Origin of the sequence: Vibrio sp. 10N.247.311.49 (assembly GCF_041467655.1) — a bacterium.
Lineage (GTDB): Bacteria > Pseudomonadota > Gammaproteobacteria > Enterobacterales > Vibrionaceae > Vibrio > Vibrio crassostreae_C.
On the sequence record NZ_JBFSVA010000011.1, the window covers coordinates 24,938 to 39,512 of the forward strand.

Consider the following 14,575-nt stretch of genomic DNA (forward strand, 5'->3'; position numbering starts at 1 on the left):
CATGACTTGTTTAATGAATCGTATCGCTAGCTCAGTAAAAGCAACGGCTCAAGTGAGTGTACTTGGTAGTGTATTAATGGCTGGTTCTGTGATGTCACTGAACGTGAATGCAGAAGACATCCTAACCAGTACACCTGTGACTTATGCATTGGCGACAGAGCTAACCAAAGGCACGGACATTACGACCGAATATCTACCACCTAAGCGCTACGGTATTGACCGTCTGCCGAATTGGTTTGGTACCAAGGGTGCGAGTAAAGTGCTTCAATCGGGTGAAAAGGCGACCGTTGCGGTAACGTTGTCATCGATCTGGCAAGCCGACCCTACGTTTGTATACGCAAGACAAAGCAATATCCGTTTAGTTGAGGTTGATGCCGCTCAAGCGATTACACCGCGTGCACAAGGCGTTGCTGCGCTTACATTGTCGAATGGTGATGTGTCTAAATACGCATGGTTAAACCCGACCAACTTAACACGTATGGCGGCGATTGTGGCTGACGACTTTAAGTTGTTGTGGCCTGCGCAAGCTGAAACGATTGATAGCAACTTACAACGTGTGATGTTGGATGTTCGTGAACTGATCAACAAGCAGCAAGCAGTATTGCTCGACAATGACGTAGATTCAGTATTGTTGCTTTCAGAAAGCTTGGAAGATTTCGCCTCTGGCAGCCAACTGTTTGTTGAAGAACGCATGTTCAAAGCTGAACTGGAATGGACAGAGCAGGACAAAGCCAAGCTTAAAGAGATGTTTTCGGAAGATGATGCTCTATGGTTAGTTACAGCGAAAAAGCCAAGCAACTTGATTAAATCATTGGTACCGAATGAGCGTATCTTGGTAGTGGATTCTGTTGATCGTTGGGGCAGAGCGGGAATCAACGCAAAAGCACCGTTTGCCCGTTGGGAAGTGCAGCCATTCAAAGGCTAACCAGCGCGATTAAAAATGGTAGGATCAAAAAAGCAGCCCAATTTGAGGCTGCTTTTTTGTTCTTGTCTGTTGGCTCTGAAAAGAGTGTCAGACAAGAGGACTGCGAGTATAAACTTACTCTGCAGCTTTTGTCTCTTCAGCTTCAACCGTTGCTTCTACTGAACCTTCAGCTTGCTCTTGAGCTGCTTTCGCTTGTTCTTCAGCTTCCATTTTTGCACGGTCAGCTTTAGAGATGTAGCGAGGCTTGTTGCTACTATGCAGTTTAGAATTCGCCTGTTTCTGCTTCTTTTTTAGAATTTGATTGATTTTTTTCTTACGGTTCATTGCTGCATAGCCTTGTATTTAGTTTAGGCGGTGGAGGATAATCATTTTAGCTCTAGAACTCAATATTTACATGGTATTCAGCAAGGAAAATATCACTATGCAGTCAGTCGAGACCGAACGTTTAAGATTAAGAATGATCACACCTCAAGATGCGGCGTTTATTCAACGACTATACAGCTCAGAAGATTTCCTGCGTTACATTGGTGATAAGGAAATCAACGACACTGAAAAGGCTGTCGAGTACATTGAAAACAACATTCTTAAGATGCATGAAGAGAAGGGTGTCTGTTTGTTGATGGTTGAAATCAAAGAAACTTCAACGCCAATTGGTATCTGCGGATTAATAAAAAGAGACACCTTAGCGTCGCATGATATTGGCTACGGGTTTGCTCCTGAGTTTTATGGTCAAGGCTTTGCCCAAGAAGCCGCGGAGGCGATAATTGAACAAGCTAAGCAGAATGCTGATATCGATCATTTAGTTGCCATCACTACCTCTGATAACATTCGAAGTATCACACTACTGACTAAGTTAGGCTTTGTGTTCGAGCGAGTTGAAGATGTGATAAGCGAAAGCGTTAATCTCAACCTGTACGGTTTCTCATTAGGTAATTAAAACATGTTCCAACATAGCAATATTCTACAAGGTGAGCTCGCAACGGAGTACAAAACCGTTATTGCGATGGTGCACATCTATTGCAAAGATCACCACGGTGAAGTTCGTCAGAATAACGCGTTATGTGAGGAGTGTGAGCAACTGTTGCGTTACGCCGAAACACGACTGGATAGATGTCCTTATGGCGAAGCAAAACCGACCTGTAATAAGTGTCCGATTCATTGCTATAAACCAGACCCGAAAGAGCAAATGCGATTGGTGATGCGCTATGCCGGGCCAAGAATGCTACTTAAGCATCCGATATTAGCGATTCGACATCTGATTCATGAGAAACGGAAAGTGCCTGAAAAGCCGTTGCCGAATGTGTCGAACCGCCATATCCGAATGAACAAGAAGTAAGTGGCGCTTTAAAGTAATTTCTAAAGAAATGCAAAAGGTCTGATTTCTCAGACCTTTTTTATGTAGATACGTTTTATCTAAGTTTGAATATAGCCAAGTAGCCTATGCCGCTTGAGGCTCGTCATAGGTCACTGTGAGGTTGTTGATCCAGCGTCGGCTTAGGTAACGATGAGAACAAATTGCCAGTTTCACCACTTCTTCCACCAACATCAAACCATAGATGTATTTGAAATCCCATCCAGCGACAAACGCGCCGTAAACACATACTGGAATGCCGACCATCCACATTGCGATGAAGTCCATACGAAGGCAGAACGTATTATCACCACCAGCGCGAATGATACCGTTGATGATCACCATGTTCAGCATACGAATCACCACAGCAAAACACATAATGGTCATTGCAGGTGAAGCGAGCGGGTAGAGCGCATCTGTAGAAAGGTTCAGCCATGTTAGAACATGCTCTTTGCCCATAAACAGTAGCAATCCAACAACCGCGCCAAATCCAACGACGGCTTTAATGAATGTCAGCCCCATGCTCATTGCGTCATCAAACTCATCACGGCCTAATGAATGACCAAGCAACACTGAACACGCTACCGAAATACCAAAGAAAATCGAATAACACAACGATTCAAACGGTGCGAGCATAGAGAACACGGCAAGTTCCGTTGTGCCCATGTGGCCGAAGATCATTTGGTACGCCATAGTGCCCATTGCCCATAACACGGCATTCATCGTTAGTGGCAAAGCAATACGACGGTAAGATAGCCACAATGATGGACGATGTGGTGAGCTAGGCGTGGTTAACAACCAATGTTTACGCATGCGCATGTAGCTATACATCAAGCCGACTTGAATTGCGCGAGCGAGTGTCGTCGCTAGTGCTGCACCTGCTACGCCCATAGCGGGAATACCAAAGGCACCTTTGATTAGAACGAAGTTAAGCGCAATGTTGAGTGCAATGGTCACCGCGCCTAATAGCAGCGGGGTTACGGTGTCACCTGATGAGCGCATGCTTGCTTCTACCACGACGACAATGTGAGTCAGCAGTAGAACGGGGAAGCCATACCATAGGTAAGTCGCGCCAAGTTCAATCACGGTTTGATCGCTGGTTTGCAACATCATTAAAAACTGAGAACCAAGAGTGATGATTGCAGTAACAGGCAACAGAACTTTTAAGCCAAACACCATCGCGATAGATGATACTGTTCGCGCGCTTTTTCGGTCATTCTTTCCCCAGTATTGAGCGACTAATGTTCCATTTGCTGAGGCCAACCCTGCCATAATCATAATAGCAACGAAGTGCCATTTTGATGCAATTCCCACAGCCGCAGCTGCTTCCATACCATAATCACTGACCATTAATACGTCAGCAAGTGCAAGAATAGCGACAAGCGCACTTTGCAAAGCAACAGGTAAACCAAGTTTAACGATACGAGGTAAGATGCTCTCTGGCTTGTTATTCATAGATGAGTTAGGGTTGATGTTAGTTGTCATAAGCTCTCCGATTTATGGCAGAACTATAGTGTTTTGAGCGAAGTAACAACATGTTTAAAAAACAACAAAACCTGTGCGAATCCGTCATTGAATCAATGAAGCCAAAATCCACTTGGCACGATGACGTTTTTCTCGCTGAACAGTGCAAAGAACGTTTTTTGACCGTTGAAGATATTCCAGAGATGAAAAGCTTTGGTGTCTATATGGGCGGCATGGCGAAGCTATATGATGGCTACTGGGTTGAGCGCGAATCCGTTAATGTTCATACGTTGATTTTCACTATGGAAGGTGGCGGCATTCTAACAACCGCAACATCGGTCCAAGCGATTACACCTTATACACTCGTGGTGCTTCCTGCTGAAACCCCATTTCGTTTTGAACTCGATCCTCAATATAATTATTGGAAAATGGCGTGGATGCTGACGCCTGACACCAAGCAATGGCAGCACATAGCAAGTTTAGGACAGGGGATTGTGCCTTTTGGAGAGTGTGAGCAGATCTGGTCATTAATGAACTTGGTTTACTTTGAGATAGGCGGCAGAGCCAGTTACCGTAAGTTACTCTTGAGTGAGATTATTCGAACGTTGACGGGGTTTGAGCCTAAGTCGACCAGCACCACTGCACGTGTTCAAGCGCTCTATAACGAAATTGAAAGTAGTCTGCACCAGCCATGGACAGTGGCAGGGATGGCCGAAAGAGTGTTCATCAGTGAAGAGCAGCTCAATCGAGTCACCAAGACGCTATTTAACCTGTCTCCACGCAGTAAATTGATTCAATTACGCATGGATAAAGCCACCAGCCTGTTGAAATATCAAGATTGGTCAGTTTCTATGATTGCTAATCGCTTGGGCTACAAAGATCCTTATAACTTTTCGCATCGCTTCAAAAAGCATTTCGGTTTATCACCCAGTCAATATCGAAAGAGCCATCGACTTCTTGGTTAGCCTTGCACGATGAAATGAGAAGTGTGGGAGAAGAAGGTTACATATAGGCATGAGTTGAAAAGGGCCCTTCGCTTAGACATGAAGTCTTAACTCGGAGCCCTAATGACACGTATCTGGTGTCTGTCTATTTAAGCTTACTCGCCTGCAATCTGTAGGTGAGAGCGCTTTAGGCTAGCAATCAACATGTAGATCGTTGTAGCAAGTAGAGACGCGAACAGGTAAGTGAACAATCCTGCTTGTGAATCCATAAAGCTGTCTGCAACGATTGGTCCCGCAACAGAACCGATGCTGTAGCAAAGTAGCATGATTTGAGTCACTGACACCAAGTAGCTTGGGTCAAGGTTACGGCAACCTAAGTTAATCGCGATTGGGTATAGCGCAAATGCGGCCATGCCTAATACGAACAAGCTCATGCCTAGTACGTAGAAATCGTGATTGATAGTCAGCACACCAATGCTTGCAACCCCTAGCAGGCAGAACAGAGCCATTAATAACACTTGTCCTACGTGGTGAGATAACCAAGTCACCATCGGCTGTACAGCCATACCACCCATGATAACCAAAGCCATCAAACCACCAATGTCTTCGTGTGCAATGTTACGTTGAGCAAGTTCAACTGGCATCAAGCCGTAAATCGCACCTAGCGTTAATCCGGAAACAATGCAGCCAATTAGCGCGCTGTGGCTTAATTTGCTGATCTGCTTTAAAGACAAAGATTGCGCATCGTGGATCTGTGGTGGAGTTGCTTGTCCGTACATCAGCACAATGATCGCACCAAACAGAAGGGTGAACATTGCGATGAAAGGTACGCCACCAGTAATACCTAAGTAACCGATACCAAGCTGACCAACTGCAGAACCGCCGTACAGTGAACACATGTAGATAGCGAGACGTTTTGCGCGTTGTGACTCGTCACCGCTCATTAGCCAAGACTCTACAATCACGAAGATACCTGCAACCGCCACACCAGCCACAAAGCGAGCTAGTAGCCATACTGCTTGGTGTGGGATCAATGGCAATACAAGGATCGTTGCGATGAACACACTCAATGCGATGACGAACGCATCTTTGTGGCCAACACGCGCAATGGCACGTTCAATCAATAATGTACCAGCCAGTAGACCTGCATAGAATGCACTCGCCAACCAACTCGATAGATCTTTGTCTAAGCCATACTCAGACAGCATTAATGGTAATGAACTCATTAAGTAGCCTGAAGCGATCGCGTAAAAAGACAATGCAATAACAGGAACAGTTATGCGAGTTGTTGGTTGGATGTTGTCCAATGCAGGAGCCTCTGATAGTAAAAGAAACGATGAATTTTCCGCGACTATGGGGGAGAAACTGAATTGGGTAAAACAAATAAAAATGGTCGTTAAGATAAAAGAAATTTATCGACCAACTAAACTAAAATACGGTTGCGATATTTGGTGGTTTGGCGAGATTTTATGCGGGCAAAAAGTCGTTAAGCCGTTGTTCATTGGTGGTTTAATTTAGAAAAAGATTGCAGCGTGATTGTCTTTTTATGATTTGGATTGAGTGGGATTTTAAGTGTTAGACCGTTTCTTTACGGTATTGACGTGGCGAGTTACCACTCCACTTACGAAAGGCATGACGAAAGTTAGCGCTATCAGAAAAGCCAACTCGTTCAGATATCTCTTCAATACTCATTCGAGTTGAAGAAAGGTAGTGCCGGGAAAGGTGAAAGCGAACATGGTCCAGTATCTTCTGATAGCTCGTATCCGCTGCTCTCAGGTGACGACGCAGAGTTCGAGAAGACATGCCCAGTTCTGAAGAAATGGATTCTATAGAAGGGTAACATCCTGGCCTTTCAATCAGCATCTGAGAGACTTTCTCTTTGAGGCTACTGGGTGCACTGACTTTTGCCAACATGTCATCACACGATTTTAAGCACATCTGTAAAGTGATGGGGTTGGCGGTAGGAAGAGATGAATACAAGGTGGTTGCGTCGAACTCCCATTCAAGCCGGTCACTATTGAATTCAACCGGGCAGCGGAAAATCTCTGTGTATAGATCGCCGTATTCAGGTTTTGGATAGGGGAAGCGGATCACTTGAGAAGGAAAGGGCTGCTGTAAGACCTCTTCGCACAAACTGTGTATCGCTGCGAACCAGTATTCACAACAAAAGGGCAGTAAAGAATCGAGTTCGATAAGTTGCTCTGCGCGAAAGTAACCAATGTTGTCTTCTACAGACATGGTTTTTCTGAGGACAGGGCCAGCAAGTTGCAGATACTTAAACCCGATTAAAAAGGCATCGAGTAGTGTTTCGCTGCTAAACACCGCATAACCGAGCACGCCGAAATCGCTGAACCTCGCTTGTTGGCCAACTTTAAGCCCCAATCCGTCTTCGTTGGAATTCGCTAACGCATTACTGAACACAGCAAGCTTTTGCGCCAAAGTGATGTGTGTATCGGGTGTGTTGAGTTGGAGAGCATCGATGTTACTGCCTTCGAGCAACTCTTCGATACTGAGAACAGGCGACAGGTAACGATGCAGCAACTGAAGATCCAGAATGCCGAATGCTTGCATGTCGGGTTCGTAAACTGCGGTGTATTCCATAAGCTGCCTCTTGTTGAATATCGATATCTTAACCGAACTTTTAACATTTACGCCTGTTGCTTGTTCTCACTTTCGCAAGCTTGTTCCAAATTTTGGTTTATGTGTGCAAGGTTTTATTGGGCTAGCGCAGGCTGTGTCCGAATATCACCGGTTTTTGTCTTTTTGAAACCTGTTCGAAATGTTATCGAAATGTTGTAATTTATTGGGCTGCACATTGGAGCGTCTCAAACATTTTGCTCAATAACGACTCTTATCTACATGACACACCAACGTGCAGGCTCGTGATGACAAGAAAGAGACTTATTACAACGATTAGAACGTCTACGGTGACCGTCACAAACAGGTCTAAGCCGCACAAGGAGATCATGGATGCACAATCTTGCTGTTAATTTGGAGCGTAGCGCTTCGCTTTTTCCAACTAAAGCCGCTCTGCGTATGGGATCGGATGAAATCAGTTTTTCTCAGTTAGAACAACTTTCTGGAAACGTGGCTGCTAACTTGAAAAGACTTGGGTTGCAGAACGGAGATAAGGTAGCGTTGTCATGCCCGAACGTGACTTACTTTCCGATAGCCTATTACGGGATTCTAAAAGCGGGTTGTGTAGTCGTGCCTTTGAACGTGCTATTCAAGGCCAGAGAGATCGCTTATCACCTTAATGACTCTAACGCGAAGGCCTATTTATGTTTTGACGGCAGTGAAGAGCTTCCAATTGGTCGCTATGGTTTACAAGGTTTTGAGCAGGCAAACCACTGTGAACACTTTGTCGAGATGCCTATCCCAACAAACACAGACACTACTTTAGAAAGTAATGGGGAGCATGAATCAATCGCTGATTGGTTGGCACAACCTTTTACTCCTTTTGAGTCTGTGGCTTGTCATGGCGATGATACCGCTGTGATCCTTTATACCTCTGGCACGACCGGTCAACCAAAAGGGGCTGAGCTTTCCCACACCAACATGCAAACCAATGCGATGTCGTCACAGTATCTAATGAGATTGGAGTACAGCGACACCACAATGGCTACACTGCCTTTATTCCATAGCTTCGGTCAGACGGTGATGATGAACGCGAGTGTGCTAACAGGGTCCACCATGGTGTTGATTCCTCGTTTTGAACCGTCATTGGTTATTGAACAGATCATTAGCCATAAAGTCAGCGTGTTTGCGGGTGTTCCTACTATGTATATCGCGCTATTAAAGGCGGGAGAAGAGTCTTCTGATAGTTTAGAAAACACAAGCAAACGCTCTGAACAGGTTAAACACAGCTTGAGGTTAGGTGTTTCTGGCGGTGCTTCTATGCCGCTTGAGGTTATACGACAGTTTGAATCTCGTTTTGAATTACCAGTCTTAGAAGGTTATGGGCTCTCGGAAACGGCGCCGGTTGCGACCTTTAATCATATTGATGGCGATCGTTTATCGGGTAGTGTCGGTCAGCCTTTATGTGGCCACCTCATCAAGATTACTGATATACAAGGCAACTCTGTCGCTATGGGTGAACTCGGCGAAGTCTGCATTAAAAGCCCAAGTGTGATGAAAGGCTATTATCAAAGGCCAGAGGCGACAGCTGAATCTATTCGTGATGGTTGGTTCTTAACGGGAGATATCGGTCGCGTCGATGAGCATGGCAATTTGTTCATTGTTGACCGTGTTAAAGACATGATTATTCGTGGTGGGTACAACGTTTATCCACGTGAAGTCGAAGAAGTGTTGATGTGTCACCCCGATGTCGAAATGGTCGCGGTGGTAGGCGAGCATCATGAACATTTAGGCGAGGAGATCCACGCGCATGTGGTTCTTCACGAACATACGCAATGTGATAGTGCCGCCTTGATAGCATGGTGTCGTGAGCAACTCGCCGACTACAAATACCCGCGTAAGGTATTCATTCGTAAAGCCTTACCCATGACAGCAACCGGAAAAATCTTGAAGCGTGAGTTACACCCACTAGAAATAGCGGAGATGGCAAATGGATAGTTATGATTTTATTATTGTTGGCGGTGGTTCAGCTGGGTGTGTGATGGCTTCTCGGCTGTCGGAAGATCCTGATGTGACGGTTTGCTTGTTAGAAGCGGGTGGTAAAGACACCAGCCCATTCATTCACACACCCGTTGGCGTGGTGGCGATGATGCCAACCAAACTCAATAATTGGGCATTCGAAACGGTTGAACAGCCGGGTTTGAACGGTCGTAAAGGCTATCAGCCTAGAGGTAAGACACTTGGCGGTTCTAGCTCTATCAATGCCATGATGTACGCTCGTGGACATCGCTATGACTACGATAGATGGGAAAGCTTGGGCAATGCTGGCTGGAACTATGAATCCTGTTTGCCTTACTTTAAGAAAGCAGAAAACAACGAAGTCCACCAAGATGAGTTCCATGGCCAAGGTGGTCCTCTTAATGTGGCCAATCTTAGATCGCCAAGCCCTATGTTGGAACGTTATTTAACGGCGTGTGAATCGATAGGTGTACCTCGCAATGAGGATATTAACGGCGCTGCTCAGTTTGGGGCGATGCCGACGCAGGTAACACAGCTGAATGGTGAACGATGCAGTGCTGCCAAGGCTTACTTAACGCCAAACCTTTCACGATCGAATCTCACGGTCGTGACTAAAGCCACCACACATAAGGTTTTGTTTGAATGCAAGAAGGCGATTGGTGTTGAATATGGTTCTAGCGGAAAGCGTTATCAGATACGATGCAACAAAGAAGTGATTCTTTCCGCTGGCGCGTTTGGTTCTCCCCAATTGCTGTTACTGTCTGGTGTCGGTGCTCAAACTGAACTAGAGACACATGGAATCGAACAGGTTCATGAATTACCTGGAGTGGGCAAGAACCTTCAAGATCATATCGACTTAGTACATTCGTATAAATGCAGTGAAAAGCGTGAAACTTTTGGTATCTCGCTGCAAATGGCCTCTGAAATGACCAAAGCCTTACCACTATGGCACAAAGAACGCCGCGGCAAAATGAGCAGTAATTTTGCAGAGGGAATAGGCTTTCTCTGTTCCGAAGATCATATCGCTGTACCGGATTTAGAGTTTGTATTTGTGGTCGCTGTTGTAGATGACCATGCTAGAAAAATTCATACCAGTCATGGCTTTACCTCTCATGTCACCTTATTGCGACCGAAGAGCTACGGCACCGTAACGCTCAATAGTAATGATCCCTATGATCCGCCTAAGATCGATCCTGCGTTTTTCAGTCATCCTGAAGACATGGAGATCATGATTAAGGGCTGGAAGAAGCAGTATCAAATGTTAGAGAGTTCCGCGTTTGATGATATCCGAGGCAATGCTTTCTACCCTGTGGACGCCAGTGATGACAAGGCTATCGAGCAAGATATTCGCAATCGTGCAGACACTCAGTATCACCCGATCGGGACCTGTAAAATGGGACCTAGTAGCGATTCTTTAGCTGTGGTAGATAAAGATCTCAAAGTTTATGGATTGGATAATTTGAGAGTCATTGATGCTTCTGTGATGCCGACACTGATTGGGGCAAACACCAATGCACCAACCATTATGATTGCTGAGAAAGTCGCAGATCAAATCAAACAGCAATACGGGTTTGGCAAGCAAGAATCTAATATTCAAGCGAAAGGCGAAGCTGTAGTTTTATTCAAGAAGTTAAGTGATAACCATAAATAAAACAGTAGGTTAGATAGTCTTGATTTGGTAAGACTCTCTAACCTATTTTTGTGTGCTTACTTAGAATTAAGTAATGCTAAATCAATAGCTTAACCAATAGTATTACTTAGTTAGTGCTTGATTAAGCCACTGATCAAATTGACCTTTTGGCAGTGCACCGTTAATCGTATCAACACGTTGACCGTTCTTGAACACCATCACCGTTGGGATGCTTCTGATTTGATACATAGCCGCCAGTTGCTGTTGAGCTTCGGTATCAATTTTAACAAATCGAACATCGCCAGCGCGCTCTTTAGCGACATCGCTGAACACAGGTGCGAAACCTACACATGGGTTGCACCATGTCGCCCAAAAATCGACAACGACAGGCTGTGGACTGTTCAAAATTGATTGGAAATTCAGTGACGTACCTTCGATTGGTGCACCGTCTAGAAGTGCGTTTTTGCACTTACCACAAGTAGGGCTTTCTGAAATTCTTTCTGAAGGAACTCGGTTTACGCCACCGCAAGAAGGGCAACGTGTGTTGAATGTAGACATAACTTTCTCTTTTTATTGCGTCTCCGTGCCTAACGCGATTTACGAATCATGTACGGAACGCTTATACTGTTTAAAACAAGAATAAGATACTCAAATAAAAACAAACAATAAACAGGTAAATGATGACAAAATTTTACGCTGAAATTACGGGCTGGGGAAAGTGTCTGCCACCAGCCGTGCTATCCAATGATGATTTAAGCACTTTCATTGATACGTCTGACGAGTGGATTCGTACTCGAACTGGTATCGAAAATCGTCGTATCAGTCATGTAAATACCTCTGAGCTAGCGACCGTTGCTGCTCAACATGCAATGGCGTGTGCTGGTTTAACAGCCGAAGATATCGATCTTGTGATCGTAGCGACGTGCAGTCCAGACTCTCTTATTCCAAATACCGCGTCTAAAGTTCAACAGAACTTAGGCATCAAGAGCGCAGCAGCTTTTGACCTTAATGCAGCGTGTACAGGCTTTATCTACGGTGTTGAAACAGCAACTCGATTGATTCAAGCGGGCAACTACCGCAATGCAATCGTTGTGGGTGCAGAGCGTCTTTCATTCTTCATCGACTGGACCAAGCGTGATACTGCGGTTCTATTCGGTGATGGCGCTGGCGCTGTGGTTCTATCACGTACTGAAGAGCAAGTGGGTTTACAAGAAGCTCAAATCGGTTGTGACGCAGAGGGCCGTGACATTCTAGCAGTACCAAAATTCGGTACTTCTATGGACCGCTTTGCTGCTGATAACGGTTACTGGGATTTTGATTTCGTTGGTAAAGAGATCTTCAAGCGTGCAGTGAAAGGAATGGGCGCTGCAGCACATACAGTATTGAGTCGCACTGGCATCTCAACTGAAAACATCGATGTTGTGATTCCGCACCAAGCGAACATCCGAATTATTCAAACTCTGTGTGATATGGCGGGCATTGAACGTGAGAAAGCGTTTGTGAACATTCAAAACTACGGCAACACATCGGCTGCGACTGTGCCGATTGCATTGTGTGAATCGTTAGAGCAAGGCTTTGTTAAACCTAACTCAAACATTCTTGTGGCGGCATTCGGTGCCGGTTTAACTTGGGGGGCAGGCCATATTAAGTGGGGTAGCCGTGTTGAGCCGTTAGGTCAATCGGACGCTAAGCTTCCAGAAGCAGATAGCTCGGCATTAGAACTTCTAGAGAGAGCCATTTTACACTGTAAAACGCGTCCTAATTCTGAGAATGAGTAGCAGCATGGCCCAAGTTCGTTTTATGACAGAAGCCGACCTCGATGGAGCGGCTTTAGTTCACCAAGCTACTTTTGTTCGACAGCAAAACTCAAAAAATTGGTTACAATGTAACTTAAATGCTGCGCCACGCTTTCTTAACTTTGTTGCTGAAAGCGATGGCGAGATTGTCGGCTACATTATTTGGGTTCAAAAGAGTGGGTTTAGGCCTGAAGCTGTTTTGGAGCTAGAACAACTTGCTGTGTTACCGAGTGCTCAGGGGCAAGGATTGGGCAAAAAGCTGATTCTAGACTCTTTGCCTCAAGTGAAGCAGAAGCTATCAGAGCAGGGCTCGACACTAAAACATGTATTAGTGACCACCAGAGCAGATAACTTTGCACAAAAGCTCTATCAGTCGACATTGGGCGCTCAAGTCGAAACCACGATTTCAAACTTTTACTCAGCCGATGAAGTGCTTATGATAGCTCGCAATGTAGGTGAACGAATCTGATCGCTGAGTTCTTAGAACCATTATTATCAGCGGCATAACTCGATTAACGTTTTATTAGGGGCTTCTGTGGCCCTTTTGTTATTTCTTAGGAAGTATTTTGAAGAAAGTTTTAGCAATTGGCTACGTTTGGCCAGAACCGAATTCATCGGCGGCTGGCAGCCATATGATGTCTCTTTTACGTCTATTTAAGAGACAAGGTTGGTCAGTTGAATTTGCAACACCCGCTCAAGAAACCGAGCACATGATTGATCTCTCTGAAGAGGGCATCACAAGCCAATCTATACAGTTAAATTGCGATAGCTTTGACGATTACATTGAAGAGCTGCAGCCCGATGTTGTGATGTTTGACCGTTTTATGATGGAAGAACAGTTTGGTTGGCGTGTCGAGAAAGTATGCCCGAATGCCTTTAAGTTACTGGATACGGAAGACTTACAGTTTCTGCGTAATGCTCGACACGAAGCGGTTAAGAAAGAAACAGATCTGACCAAAGCACACTTGTACAGTGACTTGGCTAAACGTGAAATTGCCGCGATTTTGCGCTGTGATCTTTCGTTGATCATTTCAAGTTACGAGATGGAACTGCTTCAATCTGAGTTCAATATCGATCCCAAACTGCTTCATCATCTGCCGTTCATGGTTGATCTTAATACGCTTCCTGAAAGCACGAAAAGCTTTGAAGAACGTAAGCATTTCATGACGATAGGCAATTTTAGACACGCACCGAACTGGGATGCCGTACTTCGGCTACAGAAGATTTGGCCGAAGATTCGTAAACAGTTACCTGACACTGAACTTCATATTTATGGATCGTATCCGCCGCCAAAAGCAACCGCTTTGCATAACCCTAAAACTGGCTTCCATATCAAAGGTTGGGCGAAAGACGCTCAAGAAGTGATGGAGCAGGCTCGTGTGTGTGTTGCACCTTTACGATTTGGCGCAGGCATTAAAGGCAAGTTACTTGATGCGATGAAGCTACAGACTCCGAACGTGACCAGTGAAATCGGCAGCGAAGGCATGTTGCCACAAGGAGAACTGCAATGGCCAGGTGCGGTTGCTGATGATATCGACGAATTTGTTGAAGCTGCAGTTGCCCTTTATAAAGATGAAGAGAAGTGGCTTAAGGCACAAAGCCGATGTCATTCAATCCTTGAAGCGCACTACGAGCAGAATAAACTAGGCGACACATTGATTGAGCGATTGATTGCGTTAGAGTCGGATCTTGAATCTCATCGACTGGATAACTTCTTTGGTTCGATGCTCAAACACCACAGCATGGCGAGCACGAAGTATATGTCCCAGTGGATAGCTGAAAAGAACAAGACTAAGTAGCTTACATAATACAACCAATACAACCGAATTAAATCATAAGCCCTTAGGTTAACGCCTAGGGGCTTTTTTC

General features: G+C 45.1%; 15 protein-coding genes. 10 read left to right on the top strand and 5 right to left on the bottom strand.

The window, feature by feature from the left end:
• Position 1 precedes the first annotated feature (1 nt).
• Entirely contained in the window at positions 2–925 is a 924-nt protein-coding gene (locus AB6E54_RS12470) for an ABC transporter substrate-binding protein (protein ID WP_017062538.1), read from the top strand.
• A 114-nt stretch (positions 926–1,039) separates the two neighbouring features.
• Here AB6E54_RS12470 and AB6E54_RS12475 read toward each other — a convergent pair whose 3' ends face one another.
• Positions 1,040–1,249, bottom strand: a complete 210-nt coding sequence (locus AB6E54_RS12475; RefSeq protein ID WP_017060973.1) for a DUF2986 domain-containing protein — start codon at positions 1,247–1,249, stop codon at positions 1,040–1,042.
• Positions 1,250–1,346: 97 nt separating this feature from the next.
• On the opposite strand from AB6E54_RS12475, the gene AB6E54_RS12480 reads away from it, so the two are divergent.
• Together AB6E54_RS12480 and AB6E54_RS12485 are read left to right on the top strand one after the other, a co-directional pair.
• Positions 1,347–1,862 (top strand): GNAT family N-acetyltransferase, encoded by a 516-nt coding sequence (locus AB6E54_RS12480; protein WP_017067858.1) that lies wholly within the window; start codon positions 1,347–1,349, stop codon positions 1,860–1,862.
• A gap of 3 nt (positions 1,863–1,865) precedes the next feature.
• A complete protein-coding gene (locus AB6E54_RS12485) occupies positions 1,866–2,261 on the top strand; it encodes a nitrous oxide-stimulated promoter family protein (RefSeq protein WP_372099388.1) in 396 nt (131 codons plus the stop codon).
• A 102-nt stretch (positions 2,262–2,363) separates the two neighbouring features.
• Here AB6E54_RS12485 and AB6E54_RS12490 read toward each other — a convergent pair whose 3' ends face one another.
• Positions 2,364–3,761, bottom strand: coding sequence for an MATE family efflux transporter (locus tag AB6E54_RS12490; protein WP_372097991.1), 1,398 nt, complete (start codon positions 3,759–3,761; stop codon positions 2,364–2,366).
• Between the two features lie 50 nt (positions 3,762–3,811).
• Between AB6E54_RS12490 and AB6E54_RS12495 the strand changes: the two genes are divergently transcribed.
• Complete coding sequence (locus AB6E54_RS12495) at positions 3,812–4,705, top strand: helix-turn-helix transcriptional regulator (protein WP_372106848.1); 894 nt, start codon at positions 3,812–3,814, stop codon at positions 4,703–4,705.
• A 134-nt stretch (positions 4,706–4,839) separates the two neighbouring features.
• On the opposite strand, the gene AB6E54_RS12500 is transcribed toward AB6E54_RS12495, so the two are convergent.
• Positions 4,840–5,991: an MFS transporter gene (locus AB6E54_RS12500; protein ID WP_372106850.1), complete on the bottom strand. Its 1,152-nt coding sequence runs from the start codon at positions 5,989–5,991 to the stop codon at positions 4,840–4,842.
• Between AB6E54_RS12500 and AB6E54_RS12505 the strand changes: the two genes are divergently transcribed.
• On the top strand, positions 5,963–6,202 hold the full coding sequence (locus AB6E54_RS12505) for a hypothetical protein (protein WP_017060129.1): 240 nt from the start codon (positions 5,963–5,965) through the stop codon (positions 6,200–6,202). The genes AB6E54_RS12500 and AB6E54_RS12505 overlap by 29 nt on opposite strands.
• Before the next feature lie 57 nt (positions 6,203–6,259).
• Here the strand turns inward: AB6E54_RS12505 and AB6E54_RS12510 are convergent, their stop codons facing one another.
• A complete protein-coding gene (locus tag AB6E54_RS12510; protein WP_372106851.1) occupies positions 6,260–7,285 on the bottom strand; it encodes an AraC family transcriptional regulator in 1,026 nt (341 codons plus the stop codon).
• Positions 7,286–7,654: 369 nt separating this feature from the next.
• Here AB6E54_RS12510 and AB6E54_RS12515 point away from each other — a divergent pair, with 369 nt between their 5' ends.
• Positions 7,655–9,259, top strand: coding sequence for a long-chain fatty acid--CoA ligase (locus AB6E54_RS12515; protein WP_065584942.1), 1,605 nt, complete (start codon positions 7,655–7,657; stop codon positions 9,257–9,259).
• On the top strand, positions 9,252–10,931 hold the full coding sequence (locus AB6E54_RS12520; RefSeq protein WP_102333614.1) for a GMC family oxidoreductase: 1,680 nt from the start codon (positions 9,252–9,254) through the stop codon (positions 10,929–10,931). The genes AB6E54_RS12515 and AB6E54_RS12520 overlap by 8 nt, the downstream gene beginning before the upstream one ends.
• A gap of 102 nt (positions 10,932–11,033) precedes the next feature.
• Here AB6E54_RS12520 and trxC read toward each other — a convergent pair whose 3' ends face one another.
• Positions 11,034–11,468 (bottom strand): thioredoxin TrxC, encoded by a 435-nt coding sequence (gene trxC / locus AB6E54_RS12525; protein ID WP_372106853.1) that lies wholly within the window; start codon positions 11,466–11,468, stop codon positions 11,034–11,036.
• A gap of 122 nt (positions 11,469–11,590) precedes the next feature.
• Here trxC and AB6E54_RS12530 point away from each other — a divergent pair, with 122 nt between their 5' ends.
• The 3 genes from AB6E54_RS12530 (at position 11,591) to AB6E54_RS12540 (ending at position 14,505) form a co-directional block, all read left to right on the top strand.
• The gene (locus AB6E54_RS12530) at positions 11,591–12,688 is read left to right on the top strand and encodes a ketoacyl-ACP synthase III (protein ID WP_102333615.1); all 1,098 of its coding nucleotides are present in this window, start codon (positions 11,591–11,593) and stop codon (positions 12,686–12,688) included.
• A 22-nt stretch (positions 12,689–12,710) separates the two neighbouring features.
• The gene (locus AB6E54_RS12535) at positions 12,711–13,175 is read left to right on the top strand and encodes a GNAT family N-acetyltransferase (RefSeq protein WP_029235379.1); all 465 of its coding nucleotides are present in this window, start codon (positions 12,711–12,713) and stop codon (positions 13,173–13,175) included.
• Positions 13,176–13,272: 97 nt separating this feature from the next.
• Entirely contained in the window at positions 13,273–14,505 is a 1,233-nt protein-coding gene (locus AB6E54_RS12540) for a glycosyltransferase (protein WP_372106854.1), read from the top strand.
• Positions 14,506–14,575: the final 70 nt, after the last annotated feature.